The organism is Streptomyces sp. NRRL F-525 (assembly GCF_000716605.1).
Taxonomy (GTDB): Bacteria; Actinomycetota; Actinomycetes; order Streptomycetales; family Streptomycetaceae; genus Streptomyces.
In genome coordinates this window covers 153,441-169,847 of sequence record NZ_JNXE01000010.1, presented here as the reverse complement: position 1 = coordinate 169,847, position 16,407 = coordinate 153,441, and the positions used below count along the sequence as shown (strand labels likewise).

15 protein-coding genes are annotated in these 16,407 nt (G+C 69.9%); 6 read left to right on the top strand and 9 right to left on the bottom strand.

Annotation, left to right across the window (positions count from 1 at the left end):
- The first annotated feature begins 2 nt into the window (after positions 1 to 2).
- A complete protein-coding gene (locus tag OO69_RS17245) occupies positions 3 to 446 on the top strand; it encodes a hypothetical protein (RefSeq protein ID WP_033281543.1) in 444 nt (147 codons plus the stop codon).
- A 74-nt stretch (positions 447 to 520) separates the two neighbouring features.
- Here OO69_RS17245 and OO69_RS17240 read toward each other — a convergent pair whose 3' ends face one another.
- The 6 genes from OO69_RS17240 to OO69_RS17215 form a co-directional block, all read right to left on the bottom strand.
- The gene (locus OO69_RS17240) at positions 521 to 2,008 is read right to left on the bottom strand and encodes a class I adenylate-forming enzyme family protein (protein ID WP_033281542.1); all 1,488 of its coding nucleotides are present in this window, start codon (positions 2,006 to 2,008) and stop codon (positions 521 to 523) included.
- 2 nt (positions 2,009 to 2,010) lie between these two features.
- Positions 2,011 to 2,826 carry an arylamine N-acetyltransferase family protein gene (locus tag OO69_RS17235; protein ID WP_033281541.1) on the bottom strand — a complete coding sequence of 272 codons (816 nt, stop codon included), beginning with the start codon at positions 2,824 to 2,826 and terminating at the stop codon, positions 2,011 to 2,013.
- 7 nt (positions 2,827 to 2,833) lie between these two features.
- Positions 2,834 to 3,943, bottom strand: a complete 1,110-nt coding sequence (locus OO69_RS17230; protein WP_033281540.1) for a 3-dehydroquinate synthase II — start codon at positions 3,941 to 3,943, stop codon at positions 2,834 to 2,836.
- The gene (locus OO69_RS17225) at positions 3,924 to 4,781 is read right to left on the bottom strand and encodes a 2-amino-3,7-dideoxy-D-threo-hept-6-ulosonate synthase (RefSeq protein WP_063744446.1); all 858 of its coding nucleotides are present in this window, start codon (positions 4,779 to 4,781) and stop codon (positions 3,924 to 3,926) included. The genes OO69_RS17230 and OO69_RS17225 overlap by 20 nt, the downstream gene beginning before the upstream one ends.
- Positions 4,782 to 4,962: 181 nt before the next feature.
- Positions 4,963 to 5,616, bottom strand: a complete 654-nt coding sequence (locus OO69_RS17220; protein WP_033281539.1) for a ThuA domain-containing protein — start codon at positions 5,614 to 5,616, stop codon at positions 4,963 to 4,965.
- Between the two features lie 10 nt (positions 5,617 to 5,626).
- Positions 5,627 to 6,190 (bottom strand): hypothetical protein, encoded by a 564-nt coding sequence (locus tag OO69_RS17215; RefSeq protein WP_033281600.1) that lies wholly within the window; start codon positions 6,188 to 6,190, stop codon positions 5,627 to 5,629.
- A gap of 85 nt (positions 6,191 to 6,275) precedes the next feature.
- Here OO69_RS17215 and OO69_RS17210 point away from each other — a divergent pair, with 85 nt between their 5' ends.
- On the top strand, positions 6,276 to 6,911 hold the full coding sequence (locus OO69_RS17210) for a VOC family protein (RefSeq protein WP_033281538.1): 636 nt from the start codon (positions 6,276 to 6,278) through the stop codon (positions 6,909 to 6,911).
- Between the two features lie 91 nt (positions 6,912 to 7,002).
- The gene (locus tag OO69_RS17205) at positions 7,003 to 7,425 is read left to right on the top strand and encodes a VOC family protein (RefSeq protein ID WP_199810962.1); all 423 of its coding nucleotides are present in this window, start codon (positions 7,003 to 7,005) and stop codon (positions 7,423 to 7,425) included.
- Here the strand turns inward: OO69_RS17205 and OO69_RS17200 are convergent.
- Complete coding sequence (locus OO69_RS17200) at positions 7,422 to 8,120, bottom strand: helix-turn-helix domain-containing protein (RefSeq protein ID WP_033281536.1); 699 nt, start codon at positions 8,118 to 8,120, stop codon at positions 7,422 to 7,424. The two genes, OO69_RS17205 and OO69_RS17200, sit on opposite strands and share 4 nt — an antisense overlap.
- Before the next feature lie 28 nt (positions 8,121 to 8,148).
- Positions 8,149 to 9,084, bottom strand: a complete 936-nt coding sequence (locus tag OO69_RS17195; RefSeq protein ID WP_033281535.1) for an AraC family transcriptional regulator — start codon at positions 9,082 to 9,084, stop codon at positions 8,149 to 8,151.
- Between the two features lie 81 nt (positions 9,085 to 9,165).
- Between OO69_RS17195 and OO69_RS17190 the strand changes: the two genes are divergently transcribed.
- Positions 9,166 to 10,008 carry an NAD(P)H-binding protein gene (locus tag OO69_RS17190; protein ID WP_033281534.1) on the top strand — a complete coding sequence of 281 codons (843 nt, stop codon included), beginning with the start codon at positions 9,166 to 9,168 and terminating at the stop codon, positions 10,006 to 10,008.
- A 105-nt stretch (positions 10,009 to 10,113) separates the two neighbouring features.
- On the opposite strand, the gene OO69_RS17185 is transcribed toward OO69_RS17190, so the two are convergent.
- Complete coding sequence (locus tag OO69_RS17185) at positions 10,114 to 11,286, bottom strand: YihY/virulence factor BrkB family protein (protein ID WP_033281533.1); 1,173 nt, start codon at positions 11,284 to 11,286, stop codon at positions 10,114 to 10,116.
- A gap of 526 nt (positions 11,287 to 11,812) precedes the next feature.
- On the opposite strand from OO69_RS17185, the gene OO69_RS17180 reads away from it, so the two are divergent.
- Positions 11,813 to 14,266, top strand: coding sequence for a Pls/PosA family non-ribosomal peptide synthetase (locus tag OO69_RS17180; protein WP_033281532.1), 2,454 nt, complete (start codon positions 11,813 to 11,815; stop codon positions 14,264 to 14,266).
- Between the two features lie 44 nt (positions 14,267 to 14,310).
- Positions 14,311 to 16,398 carry a non-ribosomal peptide synthetase gene (locus OO69_RS17175; protein ID WP_033281531.1) on the top strand — a complete coding sequence of 696 codons (2,088 nt, stop codon included), beginning with the start codon at positions 14,311 to 14,313 and terminating at the stop codon, positions 16,396 to 16,398.
- The last annotated feature ends 9 nt before the right edge of the window (positions 16,399 to 16,407 follow it).

The following is a 16,407-nucleotide window of genomic DNA, read 5'->3' as shown; positions in this document are numbered from 1 at the left end:
GTATGGCCATGTCATCGGACAAGCAGCGGTTGATCGCGGACGGCTTCGAGCCCACGTACGTGGACCTGGAGTGGTACGACGGGCCGCGCAAGGGACTCGCGCTCGTCGATGGAGTGCCGCACTACTACGAGGGTTGGGAGTACGACCACTCCGCCGAGCCCGACGAGTACGCCGTGTGGCCCGCGAGCGAGGCGGCGGTGGCGATGGAGCGCGAGCAGTGGGCGATCTACGTCAGGTACGAGATCTCCGATGCCGGGCTGGAGGAGCATCCGGGGCACGGAGGGGTCAACGCCCGTTACGACGAACTGCAGTTGCTCCTGGAGCCGCACCGTCAGGAGCCCGAGGGTGCTCGTCGGCTCGTGGGTGAGGTGCGGTTCGACGACGGGGAAGACCGCTACCGGTTCGACGGGGTCGACCACTGGTTCCGGTGGCGCCCGGTCAAGTGAAGCGGGCCGCCGTCCAGACGTGAGGGGCGGCGGACCGGTCGTCCGCTGCCCCGTCACGGTGTGCCGTCGCGGTGTCAGACGAACTGGCCGCCCGCCGCGCGGAGTTGCCTGCGGAGGATCTTGCCGTTCGCGTTGCGGGGCAGCGCGTCCAGCCGGACGACGTCCTGCGGGACCTTGTACCAGGACAGCCGGGACCGGGCCAGGGCGATCAACTCGGCGTCCAGGGCGGCGTCTTGGGCTCCGCCGGCCGCCTCGTCGTCGCCGGGGACCGTCACCACGTAGGCGCGCAGACTCGTGTCCCCGGCCGGGCGGCGGACCGAGCTGACCGCCGCTTCGAGCACGCGCGGATGCCGCTCGAGGAGCCGTTCGACCTCGCCCGGCACCACGTTCTGCCCGCCGATCACCTCCACGTCGTCCAGTCGGCCGTGCACATGGAGGACGCCGTCGTCGTCGAGCGACGCCAGGTCCCCGGTCGGCCACCAGACGTCCGTCACCTGATCTGGGCCCAGGCTCCCCCGCGCGACGCCCCGGGACGCGAAGTCGGCGTAGACGTGCAGCTCGCCCTGTCGGCCCGCGGGCATCGGGCGGCCGTCCGCGTCGACGATGCGCACCGGTCGGCCGGGGACGGCGGGGCCGACCGCCGAAGGGGCCCGGTACGCGGCGGTCCGGCCCATGGAGATCACGCCGATCTCGGTGGCGCCGTAGTTGTTGACCAGCCGGTTCCCCAGGATCGGTACGAGTTGCTCGCGCAGCCGGAGCGAGAGGACCTCGCCCGCGCTCGCCACCTCCCGGAGTCGGCCGAACGTCTCCGCGTGGCCGGGCTCAAGGAGCATGCGGGCCAGGAAGCTCGGCTGTGCGAAGAGGTCCGTGACCTGGTGGCGGTGGATCAGTTCGATCGCGGCGGCCGGGGTCGCCCGGGTGCGCGAGAGGACGGCGGTCCGGCCCGTGACGAGGGTGGTGAGCACGGAGAAGTGCAGTCCGCCCAGGAAGTACATACGGGAGACCGACAGCCCAACTGCCGTACGGTCACCGTCGTTTGAGCCGGGAGGGGCGGCGAAGTTGCTGTGCAGGAAGAAGCAGAGCTTCGGGGCGCCCGTCGTGCCGGACGTGAAGACCGCCAGCGCCGGGGCGTCCCCGCCCTCGGCGAAGTCCGGGTCCGGTTCGCCCGCGACCAGTGTCGCGACCTTCATGGCGGGGGCGAAGCCCGCCAGCTCCAACTGCCCCGCGGTGTCAGGGTCGATGACGGCGAGCGCGGGCTCCACCGTCTCCACGGCCCGGGTCAGATCCGCCCCGCTCATCTGGACGTTGACCGGGACGGCGACGAGTCCGGCCTGCCAGGCGCCGAGCACGGACCAGACCAGCTCCACGCTGTCGGGGAGCGCCAGCAGGACGCGGTCGCCGCGGCTCAGTCCCGCCGACCGGTACCCGCTCGCGGCCCGCGCCGCGCCGTCGAAGACCTCGGCGTACGTCCAGGCGCGGCCGTCGGCGAGGAAGGCGATCCGCTCCAACCACCCTCTGACTCGGGCGAGTTGGGCCAGATCCTGGGTTACGTTCCCGGGCATGGCTACGGACGCCCCTCTCCGGTTGCGGACGGCGCCGCGGTTCTGCCCGGGATCTTGGGCACCTCGTCGAGATGAATCCCGAACCAGGTCCCGAGCGCCTCCTTCAGCCCCTCCTCGGTCACGATCCGCTCCCTGGTCCGCTCCCCGCCCTGTTCCCTGATGAGGACCCTGTTCGCGAGAGTGACCCTTCCGTCCTCGCGGGGCTGGACACAGATCAGCCGGTTCCTGAAAGGCGATTCGGGGGCGGTCTGGTACCACCACATGGAGGGAAGGCCGAATTCGATTTTCCGGGGCCTCAACTCCATCCGGTACAGCGGCGAACCGTCACGGAACACGTCGATGTCGCCTTCGGATGCCTCGGCGACAAGGTACACACCGTGCGGGTCGTTCTGCGGTGTGCGCAGATCCAGCCGCAAGGGCCAACGGCTGTGACTTCCCTGGCCGACATCCACCAGCCAGGAATGCCCGTCCGGTTCATCCGTCTCCACCCGAAGCGCCAGATGACCGATGGGGCTGTCCAGTACCTCACCGCGATAGATGCACCCGGCCAGCAGGGTGACATGGAATCCGAGAGCCTCCAGCAGCATCGCGAAAGCCGAGTTCAGCTCGAAACACCCGCCGCCGCGCCGTTCCTCCACGATCTTCTTGACCGCGTCCAGGGAGTACGGGATCGGCTCCCCGAGGAGGAAGAACAGGTTCTCGAACGGAACGGACAGTACATGGCGCTCGTGAAGATGGCGCAGGGCGTCCGCGTCCACCCGCTCCGGACGCTTGGCGCCTATGCGTTCCAGATAGGCGTCGATGAGTTCGTCGTCCATGGCGCTCTCACTTCTCCAGGCAGAACTCGTTGATGGGATAGCCGACATGGCGGTCTTCGGCGGGCAGATAACCCAACACGCGGTCGCCGGGCTTGAGTTCGGTGCTGTTCATCACGGCACCGCCCGGGCCGAGCACGCGCACATGCCAGTCGTCCTGAAGAATCAGATTGACGGCGCGACCGTCCTCCGACTTCGCGTCGATGGAGATGAGAGGACGGCTCTCGATCTTGACCCGCCCGACGGTGACGATTCGGGTCTGCCCCTTGACGTCGACGGCCATGACCTTGCTGCCGGATTTCAGCTCGCTGAGGTAATGGGTACGCCCGTCACGGGAGAGCGTGTAGGAGTGAATGGCCCCCGCGTTCACCCGGAACGGCCGGGTGGGCATATAGGGAAGGGGATGCGTCTCGCTCACGCAGAGAATCATTCCCTTGGAGTGCGAGCCGACCAGGATTCCCTCGTCCTCACGGAAATGGCTGCACGTGTCGACGCAGGCCCGCTCCCCCATGCCCACATGCTCGGTGGCGACGATCGTGAGCTCGACGAGATCGAGCGGCTCGGTCACGACGGCGGACGCCTGCTTGAGTGCGGTGGCGTCACCCACGGCGCTCGGCGCCAACATCACGCCGTCGGAGCCGTGTTCGAGCACCCCGAAGATGATCTCCGCCTCCGCCACGTCCCCGGCGACCGTGATCAGACTGCCCTCGGCACCGGCGGCGGCCGCGATGACGATCTCCAGCGGGATCTTCGTGGGATCGCGGAACAGCAGCAGGCTCCACTCCTCCGTACGGGCCGACCGACAGGCGTCCTCCAGAGTCGCCGCGTCGACGATCTCCACGAACCGTCCGAACTCGACTCCCGGGTACACCACAGAGAGTTCCGCGGGCGTCCCGTGCACGCGCGGATCGACGATCACCACGTCGGCCGCGCCGAGATCGTCGGGCAGCTCCTCGATCTCCGTGCCGTGCGGGAAGAAGACCTTCTTCACCGTGGGCGGCAGGTCGGCCAGGTCCACCAGGGAGTCCGAGACAATTCCGTCCAACCGCTGATGCAGCGCTTCTTCAAGTACCGCCTGCTTATGGGCGGCACCGCGGATGTCAAGCCACGTGAGTTTCATGGTTCCTTGTCTCTTTCGTGTAGAACTCGATCGGAGCGGGCGGAGGCACGTCGCCGTGCACGAGGCGGGCGAGTTCACGTGTCGTGGCGGCCGGATTGTCGGACTCGAAGATGTTCCGGCCCATGGCGACACCGGCCGCCCCGCCCCGAAGCGCGGAATCGACGAATTCCAGCAGCGCTTTCCCATTGCCGACGCGCGGGCCGCCGGCCACCAGAATCGGCACCGGACAGGACGCCGTCAGACGCAGCATGTCCCCATCCGAATCGAGGGCGTACGTCTTGACCAGATCGGCCCCGATCTCGGCCGCGACCGTCACGGCGGCGGAGACCAGTTCCGGATCACGAGGGTCGGCGATTCCCGGCCCTCTCGGATACATCATCGCCATCAGCGGAATGTTCCAGCGGTCGCAGGCTTCCGCCACCACCGCCATATCCGCTATCTGCCGCGCCTCTTCCCGAGAACCGACGTTCACGTGCACACTCACCGCGTCGGCGCCGAGCCGCAGCGCCTCTTCGACGGTCGCGACCAGACATTTGGCGTCAGGGTCCGGAGCATGCGCGGTACTCGCGCTCAAATGCACGATGAGCGACATCTGGGTGAACCAGGCCGGATCCACACGGCGGATGCTTCCCTTGTGCAGGACCACGGCGTCCGCGCCGTTCGTCGCCAACTGGCCGACCAGTCGATTGAGTCCCGAACCGCCCCCGGCGATCGGCCCGTCCGTCAGAGGATGGTCGAGGGGAACGACCAGCATGCGTCGCGGATTGCGTCGACAAAGCCGAAGCAGCCTCATTTTGCGGGCGCTCGAAGCGCCGTCGAACATCTGCATCCAGTCCATTCCCATTCCCGTGCCTGGCCGCTGTCCGGCCTCCAGAAGGGGGCTCATCGGGCCGCCCGCTGTGGTCGTCTACGGCCGCCACCCGGGAGAGGTTCACTCGGATTTCCGGGCAGGGGAGACCCGGGCGCCCGGGCCGTGGGACGAGCCCGGTTCCCTCCTGCGAACAGCGCGGACCGGGCCGCTAGTTCAGCCCTGTCGCCCAGGTGATCCCGCCCAGCAGATGCGCGCGGAAGTCCGGGTCCTCGTAGGCCTCGGAGGCGTGGCCGAGGGCCGTGTAGAAGACCCGGCCCGCGCCCTTCTCGTGGCACCACGCGAGGGGATGGTCGGTGCCCATCCGGCCGCCCTCGTACGAGGATTCGTCGGCCGAGACGAGGACGTGGACCGAACTCCGTGGGCTGGTGCGGAAGTCGTACCACTCGTCCGTGAACTGCCATACGGCGGGCAGGTGTTGCGTGGCCGGGTGGGTGCGGTCCTCGATCAGCGCGTTCCCGGGCTGGTAGGCGGGGTGCCGGTCGAAGCGGGCGCCGAGGAGGTCGCCGTAGTACGGCCAGTCGTACTCGGTGCAGGCCGCCGCGTGGACTCCGACGAAGCCGCCGCCCAAATCGACGTAGGAGGCGAGGTGTTGGCGGCCCGCCGGTGTCAGTATCTCGCCGCTGGTGGAGAGGAAGACGACGGCCGCGTAGTCGTCCAGGGGGCGTTCGAAGGCGGCCGGGTCCTCGGTGGCGTCCACCTCGAAGGGGCCGAGGGTGCGTACGGCGGTCACCGCGGCCGGGATGGAGTCGTGGCGGTAGTCGGTGGTGCGGGTGCAGACGAGGAGGCGGGGCGCGGCAGCCATGCGGCGCAGCCTATTTCGCGGGGGCGGAAGGGAGGACGACCGGGAGTTCGCTCTTGTACGGGCGGCGGAGCGACTGGGCCGACTTGCGCAGGACGGCGCGGGTCACCTTGCCCTGTTCTGCGTCGACGAACACGAGGTGGCCCTTCTGCGCCAGGACGTACTCGGTCGTTCCGTCGCCGGTGCGGTACCAGGCGTCCCCGTCGCGTACGCAGGTCATGTGCTCGCTGAACGCCACCTGCGTCGTGCAGTTCGCGTCGGTCATCGTGCCCGGCTCGACGCGCAGGGTGATCACCACGCCGGTCTTCAGGTCCGTGTACGCGATGGAGAGACCGACGTCCGACACCCCGACCGACTGCTCGGCGAGGGTGAATCCGGGCGGGTCGATGACGTACACGAGGTCGGGGTCGAAGCCCAACGACCTTGCGCGGGAGGCGATTTCGGCGGTCGTGGCGGGGGCGGTCGAGGCACTGGGGGTGCCGGCACCCGCGTCCGCCTTCTCGGTGCCGCAGCCTGCGAGCAGCAGGGACAGCGCGGGGAGCAACAGCATCGGCAGGGCGCGCACGGCACGGATCATGTGCCCATCCTGCCGTACAGGTGTTCCACAGTTGAGGGACTTTTTCCCTCCTCCGGTGCGGCCCCGCCGCGTAGCCTCGGTGGGGATGAACGCACTTCCCGCACGCCTCGACCATCTCGTCCTCGCGACCCCCGAACTGGCGGCCACGGTCGCCGAGTTCACCGAGCGCACGGGCATCACGCCGGTCGCGGGCGGTGCCCATGTCGGGCTCGGTACCCGCAACTTCCTTGTCTCGCTGGGTGGTTCGCGCTACCTGGAGATCATCGGCCCGGACCCGGAGCAGGCCGAGCCGTCGGGTCCGCGCCCCTTCGGGGTCGACGGGCTGACCGCTGCCCGGACGGTGACCTGGGCGGTGTCCCCGCCCGACCTGGACGCGGCGGTCGCGGCGGCCCGGGCCCAGGGGTACGACCCCGGGCCCGTGCGGGCGATGAGCCGTCGCCGGCCCGACGGGACGCTGCTGGAGTGGCGGCTCACCGACGGGGACACGGCGCATCCCTCCGGCCTGGTGCCGTTCCTCATCGACTGGAGTTCCTCGCCCCACCCGACGTCCGCCTCGGGCCTGCCCGTCGCGCCTCTGCTGGAGCTGTCCGCGACGGCACCGGTCCCGGACGAGATCCGCCCGTTGCTGTCGGCTGTGGGGGCGGAACTGGTGGTGGCCGAGGGCCCGGTGGGTCTCTCCTTCACGGTGGACACGCCCCGCGGACCGGTGACCTTCGGCTGAGCTGACCGGTGGCCTTCGGCTGAACGATCCGCCGAGCGCGGTGTCCGATTCCTTCAAGACCGGCCGACCCGGCCCCGCCTACCGTTGCCGCATGACTCCACGATTCGACGCGATCGGCCTGGTCGTCTCCGACATGGCCGCCTCTGTCGCCTTCTACCGTCGGCTCGGGTTCGGGTTCCCCGAGGATGCCGAGAGCCAGCCGCACGCCGAGGCCCAACTGCCCGGTGGGCTGCGGCTGTTGCTTGATACCGAGGACACCGTCCGTTCGTTCCACCCGGGTTGGCAGGCACCCAGCGGCAGCGGGCGGGCCGCGCTCGCCCTGCTCTGTGACGACCCCGCCGAAGTCGACCGGGTCTACGACGAGTTGACCGGCGCGGGGCAGCACGGCGAACTCAAGCCGTGGGACGCCTTCTGGGGCCAGCGGTACGCCGTCGTGCACGACCCCGACGGCAACGGCGTGGATCTCTTCGCCCCGCTGAGTCCCGCGCCGAGTCCCGCGCCGGGTCCTGCCTAACCGGCTCGGCCGAGCAGCTGCCCCAGCGGAATCCCGGCCAACTCCTTGACGTCCCGGGCGAGATGGGCCTGGTCCGCGTAACCGGACCGGGCCGCGGTCTCCGCGAACGGGACTCCGGCGCGGGCCAGCGCGAGGGCCCGTTGCAGGCGAAGCACCCGGGCGAGTGTCTTGGGGCCGTAGCCGAACGCGGTGAGGGAGCGGCGGTGCAACTGGCGGGCGCCGAGGCCGAGTTCGTCGGCGGTGGCGGCGACGGGGCGGCCGGTGTCGAGGGCCGCCACGAGGTGTCGTAGGAGGGGATCGGGTGGGGGCACGTCCGCGGCGCGTTCCAGTGCCGTTTCTTCCAGTGCCGTCACGGGGTCGGGGGCCGTGGAGACGCGGGCGGTGAGGCGGCGTACCGTCGCGGCGGGCCAGAGGTCGGTGAGGTCGACCCGGCGGTCGCGGAGTTCGTGTGCGGGGACGCCCAGGTAGGTGGGGGCGGTGCCGGGGCTGAAGCGGATGCCCGCCCAATGGGCGGGGGCGGTCCCGGGGACGTACGCGCGGGTGTCGGGGCCCGCGACCAGGAGGCGGCCCTCGTTCCAGAGGAGGTCCATGCAGCCGTCGGGCAGGACGGGGTGGACCGGGCCGGCGGTGGAGGCCTCGATCGTGCGGCTCCAGACCACCGCGCCCGGCAGCCGGGACGCCCTCTCCGCGTACACGGTCGAAAGGCTACGCCCACCGGCGCTGCTACCCCGCCCGCGTCCGGTGCTCCTGCGGGCTCACGCCGTAGACCCGTTTGAAGGCGCTGGACAGGGCGAACGCGCTGCCGTAGCCGACCTGCCTGGCGATCGCGCCGATGGTGTCCTCGGTGTCGCGGAGGCGGTCCGCGGTGAGGGCGAGGCGCCAGGCGGTGAGGTAGGACATCGGGGGTTCGCCGACGAGGTCGGTGAAGCGGCGGGCCAGGGCCGCGCGGGAGACGCCCGCCTTGGCGGCGAGGGAGGCGACCGTCCAGGGGTGGGCCGGGTCGTCCTGGAGGAGGCGCAGGACCCTGCCGACGACGGGGTCCGCCAGTGCGCGGTACCAGGCCGGGGCCTCGGCCTCCGGGCGGGAGAACCAGGCCCTCAGGGCGGCGATGACCAGGAGGTCGAGGAGGCGGTCCAGGACGACCTCCTGGGCGGGTTCGTCGCGGACGATCTCGTCCATGAGGAGCGGGGTGAGCGGGCACTCCCAGACCTCGGCGGGGAGGGTCAGCAGCGGTGGGAGGGCGTCCAGGAGGCGGCCGTTGATCTCGCCGCGCATGAGGTACGTACCGATGAGCATGACCGTGGAGCCGTCGGGGCGGTCGCCCCAGGTGCGGACGCCGAGGTCCATGGAGCCGTTGAGCGGGGTGCCGTCGGGGTAGTGGCACTCGGCGCCGGGGAGGATCACGGCCTGCGGGGCGGTGTCTGGGGTGTCGCCGCAGGTGTACGGGTCGGGGCCGCGGGCGATGGCGAGGTCACCGGCCCGCAGGCGGATCCGCTCCCCCGTGTCCGGGGTGATCCAGGCGTCGCCGCGGACCATGAGCATGACCGTGAGCGGGGCGCGGTCCTCGATGCGTACCGCCCACGGCGGATCGAAGCACGCGCGGATCATGAAGGCGCCACGCGCGCGTGGACCCTCCAGAAGGCCTGCCAGGGCGTCCATGTGGCCAGCGTAGACGCGCGGTTATGGGAATGAGCCGTTCAGCGATGGTCGATGCGGGCGCGCGGGCGTTGACTGGAGGGCATGGCACAGAATGCGCGGAACATGACGATTGTGGTGACCGGCGCTTCGGGGCGTACCGGGCGGCGGGTGGCGGAGGCGGCGCGGGCGGCGGGGCTGACCGTGCGGGAGGCCTCTCGGGCGCGGGGGTTCGACTGGGCGGATCGGTCCACGTGGGCGGAGACGTTGCGGGGTGCCGATGCGGCGTATCTCGTGTATCCGTCGGACGTGGGGGCGCCGGAGGCGGGGCGTGCGGTGGGGTTGTTGGCGCAGGAGGCGGTGGGGCTGGGGGTACGGCGGCTCGTGCTGCTGTCGTCCCGGGGGGAGGAGCGGGCTCGGCCCACCGAGGAGGCGTTGCGGGGGTCGGGGGCGGACTGGACGGTCGTGCGGGCGGCGTGGTTCGCGCAGAACTTCAGTGAGGGGCCGTTGGTGGAGGGGTTCCGGGAGAGTGGGGAACTGGTGTTCCCCGGGGGTTCGGTGCGGGAGCCGTTCGTCGATGTGCGGGACATCGCGGATGTGGTTGTGGCTGTGGTGACGGGTGGGGAGCGGTATGTGGGACAGGCGGTCACCGTGTCCGGGCCTCGGTTGCTGACGTTCGGGGAGGCGGTGGCGGAGATCGCTGCGGTGACGGGGCGTGAGCTTTCGTACCGGGCGGTGTCCGCTCGTCAGTACGGGGACGTTCTCGCGGGGTTCGGGGTGCCGGGTGAGGAGGTCGAGTTCCTGGTGGAGTTGTTCGAGTCGCTGCTGGACGGGCGGAACTCGTATCTCTCCGAGGGGGTTCAGGAGGTGTTGGGGCGGGAGCCGCGGGACTTCTCGGAGTTCGTGCGGGAGGCGGCCGCGGCGGGTGCGTGGAAGGTCGGTTCGTAGGCTGCGGGCTCGTTGTGGCTGGTCGCGCCGTTCCCCGCGCCCCTGTGGGGCGCGCTTCAGCCGGCCGGTGATCGAGAGGGCCCGCCCCATCCCCTTGGGGGCGCCTTACTTGTCCGGTGATTGAGAGTTGTCGCCGGTGCCCTTGTGGGTGTGGGTGCTCTTCGCGTGGGTGCGGAGGCGGGAGGTCACGTCCTCCGGGGGGAGGAAGCGGGACCAGCGCTCCGGGAACTCCGAGGGCATGTAGGAGTCGTCGGGGTCGTCGTCGTCCTCGCCGTCCCGGGCGCGGACCGCGGCCATGCGGGCGACGTACTCGGCGACCTGCTCGTCCTGGCGGCGTTCGTTGGCGGCGCGGGCGGCGGCGGTCGCGGCGGCGGGCCAGACGCGGTCGATGGCCGCGTTGACGGCGGCTCCCACGAGGACGGCGAACGCGGAGACGCCGATCCAGAGGAGGACGGCGACGGGGGCGGCGAGGGAGCCGTAGATGGTGGGGCCCTCGACCGTGCTGGTGAGGTAGATGCGCAGCAGGTAGCTGCCCAGGACCCACATCGCGAGGGCGACCAGGGCGCCGGGGACGTCCTCGATCCACGGGGAGCGGACGGGGACCGACACGTGGTACAGCGTCGTCAGGAAGACGACGGACAGGACGATGACAACCGGCCAGTAGAGGACCTGTACGACCGTCTCCGACCACGGCACCACGTTCACCACGGCGTCCGGGCCCGCCACCATCAGCGGCAGCGCGATCGAGCCGATCAGCAGGGCCGCGATGAACAGGGCGAAGGACACGATCCGGGTCTTGACGATGCCGCGCACGCCGTCGAGGCCGTACATGACGGTGATGGTGTCGATGAAGACGTTGACCGCGCGGGAGCCCGACCACAGGGCGAACAGGAAGCCGATGGAGATGACGTCGGGCCGGCCGCCCTTCATCACGTCGTGCAGGATCGGCTGGGCGATCTCGTGCACGCCCTTGTCGGACAGGACCGTGCGCGACGCCTCCAGGATGTTGTTCTCCAGGCCGGCGATGCTGTGGGCGCCGGTCCAGCTGTCGACGTAGCCGAGCAGGCCGATGAGGCTCAGCAGGAGCGGCGGCACGGACAGCAGCGTGAAGAACGCGGCCTCGGCCGCGAGGCCCAGGATGCGGTACTCCATGCAGGAGTTGACGGTGTCCTTGACCAACAGCCAGGCGGTCCTGCGCTTGGAGACGTTCCGGTAGAGGGCACGCGCCCGGTGGAACCGGCTGGTGGGCCGCTCGGGGGGTTCACTTGCTGACTGCACGCCCTAAAGGTATCCGGCGCGCCGGGATGCACTCGTCCCGCGGGGGCGTCGGCCGGGATGCACGCCCTCGGGGACGGTCGTGTCATGCTCGCGGTGGCCGAAAATAATCGCCCCGCCAATCGAAGCCGCATTCGATACTTCGGCGGCCGTTTCGGAGAGTGTCCCGGTGAGGACTTCAGGCGTCAATTCATGTTGACCCGCCCCCCGGCCGGCGAAGACGAAAAAGCGCCATTGACCGAAACAGCCTTGACCTGTTCCGGAATGTCCAGAAATAATCCGGACTGCATTCGTTGCGCGCGTTGGGACGACGTCAGCGCACACGACTCGGGGGAATCAATTGGCCCAGGACCAGGGCCCAGTCCATGTGGAAACTCAGCACACAACAGGGAACTCGAATCTCACGAATTCCCATTTACCCCACCCGTTTCGCGTGTTATTCAATTTGCCCCTGCCGTGAACAACGGGCGCGACTCCACCGTATTCGTCTTTGGCAATTCAAAGACGACGATCAGCACCAAGGAGCCACGTGGGTGGAAAACCCGGCACCGTCACCGAGACCGTCCTCGCGGAGGTCCTGGCCGGTGTCGTACGCAAGGAAGACATACCCCTCGACAGTCACTTCTTCGACGACCTGGGCGCCAACTCGTTGGTGATGGCACATTTCTGTGCCCGGGTCAGGAAACGCGAGGATCTGCCGTCGGTGTCGATGCGGGACGTCTACGGATATCCGACGATCCGCAGTCTGGCGGCGGCGCTCGCCGACACACCGGAGCCCGCCGCACCGGTCGAGGCGGAGGCGCCACCAGCCGGGAGCACGGCCCGCTATCTGCTGTGCGGGGCGCTTCAGTTCATCATTTTCGCCGTGTATTGCGTGCTCGCCGGGACGGTCACGGGACAGGGCTACGAATGGGTTTCCTCCGGTGCCGGAGTGGTCCAGGTATATCTGCGGTCCGCGATATTCGGCGGCGCGGTGTTCGTCGGTGTGTGCACGGTTCCGGTGGTGGCCAAGTGGATTCTCGTGGGCCGCTGGAAGGAGACCGAGTTCCCGGTCTGGGGCCTCGCCTACGTCCGGTTCTGGACGGTCAAGGCGCTGCTGCACGCCAACCCGATGATCCTGTTCGCCGGCAACCCGCTCTACGTCCTGTATCTGCGCGCCCTCGGCGCCCGGATCGGCAAGGGCGTCACGATCCTGTCCCACTCCGTACCGGTCTGCACCGACCTGCTGACCATCGGAGACGGAACGGTCATCCGCAAGGACACCTTCTTCCTCTGCTACCAGGCGCGGGCCGGCCGCATCCGCACCGGCCGGGTCACCCTCGGCAGCGAGGTGTACGTCGGTGAGAAGACCGTCCTCGACATCGGCACGGTCATGGGCGACGGGTCCCAACTCGGCCACTCCTCCGCCCTGTACGACGACGCGGCCGTCCCGGCGGGGCAGCGCGTGCACGGCTCCCCGGCCCAGCCCACGGACGTCGACTACGTCCGTGTCCCGCACGCGGACTGCTCGGCCCTGCGCCGCTTCGGCTACGGCCTCGGCGCGTTCCTGCAGATGCTGCTGGTCTACGTCCCGCTCGCGATCGGCGGCACCTACATGCTGCTGACCGTCGTCCCGGCCCTCGACCACCTGCTGGATCCGAACACCAAGGACCTCAACTCCGCCCGGTTCTACGGCGAGGCGCTGGGTCTGTCGCTCGTGGCGTTCGTCGGGTTCGTCGTCCTCGGCTTCGCCGCGGTGTCCCTGCTGCCGAGGCTGCTGCGTCCGCTGCTGCGCCCCGACAAGGTGTATCCGCTGTACGGCTTCCACTACTCGGTGCAGCGCGCGGTGGCACGGATGACCAACCTGAAGTTCTTCAAGTGGCTGTGCGGGGACAGCTCGTTCATCGTCGGCTATCTGAAGGCGATCGGCTACGACCTCGGCGTGGTGGAGCAGACCGGCTCCAACTTCGGTACGGAGGTGCAGCACGAGACGCCGTATCTGGCCACGGTGGGCAGCGGCACGATGGTCGCGGACGGGCTGTCGATCGTGAACGCGGACTTCTCCAGTACGTCGTTCCGGCTGTCGCGCGCCTCGATCGGGCCGCGCAACTTCCTGGGCAACAACATCGCCTACCCCTCGGGGGGCCGTACCGGCGACAACTGTCTGCTCGCCACCAAGGTGATGGTGCCGATCGACGGTGAACTCCGCGAGGGCGTCGGCCTGTTGGGCTCGCCGTGCTTCGAGATCCCGCGCTCGGTGGAGCGCGACAGCCGCTTCGACCATCTGCGCGAGGGCGACGAGCTGAAGCGCCGACTGGCCGCGAAGAACCGGTCCAACCTGCGCTCGATGGGCCTGTATCTGTTCGTGCGCTGGCTGCACTGGTTCGTGCTCACGGTGCTCGGCTTCGCCGCCGTCGACCTGTACGGGGGTGAGGGCATCGGCGGCGGGCTGCTGATCGGCGCGTCCCTGATGCTCGGGCTCGGTTTCACCGCCGGGTACTACGTGCTGGTGGAGCGGCTGGTCGGTGGATTCCGGCCGCTGGAGCCGAAGTTGTGCTCGATCTACGACCCGTACTTCTGGTGGCACGAGCGGCTGTGGAAGGTGCCGGACACCTACATCCAGGTGTTCAACGGCACGCCGTTCAAGAACCTGATCTGGCGGCTGCTGGGCGTGCGGATGGGACGCCGGGTCTTCGACGACGGCGCGTACATCACCGAGCGCACGCTGACCGCGATCGGCGACGACTGCACGCTGTCGGCGCACACGAAGGTGCAGTCGCACTCGCAGGAGGACGGCACCTTCAAGTCCGAAATGATCACCATCGGCGCCGGCTGCACCCTCGGGGTGGGTGCGCTCGTCCACTACGGCGTCTCGATGGGTGACGGGGCCGAACTGACCGCCGACTCCTTCCTGATGAAGGGCGAGGAGATGCCGGCGCGGTCCCGGTGGGGCGGGAATCCGGCGGTGGCGCCACGGCGCGCCGGACAGCACAGGACTCCCTGACGGCTCGTGCCGCAGGGGGAAGGAAACAGGGGGGAAAGAGAACGATGGAGATCATTCCGCGGTGGACGCTCGCTCCGGTGCCCGGTGTGGCGGAGCACGAAGTGTCCCTGCCCGACGGGCTGTCGGTCGAGCCCGCCGCACTGAAGGTCGCCCATGCCAAGGTCCTCGGGGCCCTGTCGGGTGAACCCGCCGAGGAGGACCCGGCGGTGGAGGTGCGCGTCACCGGCCGCACACTGCGGCTGCGGTACCGCACCGACGTCCTGGACGCCGAGGCCGCCGCCCGCGTCGCGGGCTATCACGTCACGGCGCTCACCGAGCCGGACCGCCCGGTGCTGCTGTCGGACGCCGAACTCCGCTTCCAGCTCGACGAGTTGGCGGGCCCGCACCGCGAGCTGCCGGACCGGCGGGTGCACGAGCTGTTCGAGGACATGGTGGCGGTGTGCCCGGACGCGGTCGCCGCCGTCCAGGGCGAGAGGCAGTGGACGTACCGGGAGCTCAACTCCCGGGCGAACCAGCTCAGTCGGGCGCTGCTCTCCCGGGGACTGACCCGCGAGGGTGTCGTCGCCGTGGTGCTGGAGCGGAACCTGGACTGGATGGCCGCCGTGCTCGCCGTGTTCAAGGCGGGCGGGGTGTATCTGCCCGTCGAGCCGCACTTCCCGGCCGACCGGGTCGCCAGAGTGCTCGAACGCGCCGGGTGCGAGCTGGTGTTGACCGAGCACGGCAGCGACGGAGCGCTGGGCGACCCGACCGACCGCACGCTCTACGTCGACGAGGCGTACGCCGAGGGCCACTCGGACGGCGATCTCGGTATCGAGGTCTCGCCGGGTCAACTCGCCTACATCTACTTCACGTCGGGCTCCACGGGTGAGCCCAAGGGCGCCATGTGCGAGCACGCGGGTTTCCTCAACCACGTGTTCGCCAAGCTGGACGATCTGGGGATCGGGGCCGGGCAGGTGGTGGCGCAGACCGCGCCGCAGTGCTTCGACATCTCGCTGTGGCAGTTGGTCTGCGCGCCGCTCGTGGGCGGGCGGACGCTGCTGGTGGAGCAGGACGTGATCCTGGACGTGGCGCGATTCGCCGACACGATCGAGGCGGGGCGCGTCAATGTGCTCCAGGTCGTGCCGTCGTATCTGGAGGCCGTGCTCGCCGAGTTGGAGCGGCAGCCGCGCCAACTCCCCGATCTGCGCTGTGTGTCGGTCACCGGGGAGGCCGTGAAGAAGGAGCTGGTGGACCGCTGGTTCACCGCTCGGCCCGGGGTGCGGCTCGTCAACGCCTATGGCCTGACGGAGACTTCGGACGACACCAACCACGAGGTCATGGACCGGTCACCGGACGGCGACCGCGTCCCGCTCGGTCGGCCCGTCTCCAATGTCCGCGTGTACGTGGTGGACGAGGATCTGGTGCCCGTGCCGCTGGGGGCGCCCGGCGAGATCGTGTTCTCCGGTGTGTGCGTGGGCCGGGGGTACGTCAACGATCCCGAGCGGACGAAGGCCGCGTTCACCGAGGACCCGTACCGGCCCGGTGAGCGGCTGTACCGCAGCGGGGACCACGGACGCTGGCGTCCCGACGGCAAGCTGGAGTTCCTGGGGCGCCGGGACAGCCAGGTGAAGATCCGCGGCTTCCGCGTCGAGATCGGCGAGATCGAGAACGCGCTGCTGCGGGTGGACGGGGTGCGCGACGGCGCGGTGGTCGTCGTGCGCGGGACGGCGCTGGTGGCGTTCTGCACCGGCCCGCGGCCCGTCGAGGCCGGCGCGGTGCGGTCCACGCTGGCCGAGTCGCTGCCCGCGTACATGGTGCCGTCGGTCGTGCACTGGCGGGCGTCGCTGCCGCTGACCGCCAACGGCAAGACCGACCGCAGGACGCTCACCGCGCTCGCGGGTGACCTGGACGCCGTGGGAGACGGGCCGGACACGCCCGCCGAGCGGCGGCTGGCGGCGGCCTGGGCGGTGGTCCTCGGCATCCCGGCCGACCGGATCGGCCGCCAGGACCACTTCTTCGACCGCGGGGGCACCTCGCTGGCCGCGGTGAAGCTGGCGGTCGCCCTCGACCGGGCGATCAGCCTCAAGGACGTCACCCGTCACCCGGTCCTCGCGGACCTGGCCGGACTGCTGGACCCGCCGGTCTCCTCCTGAGCCCAGCCG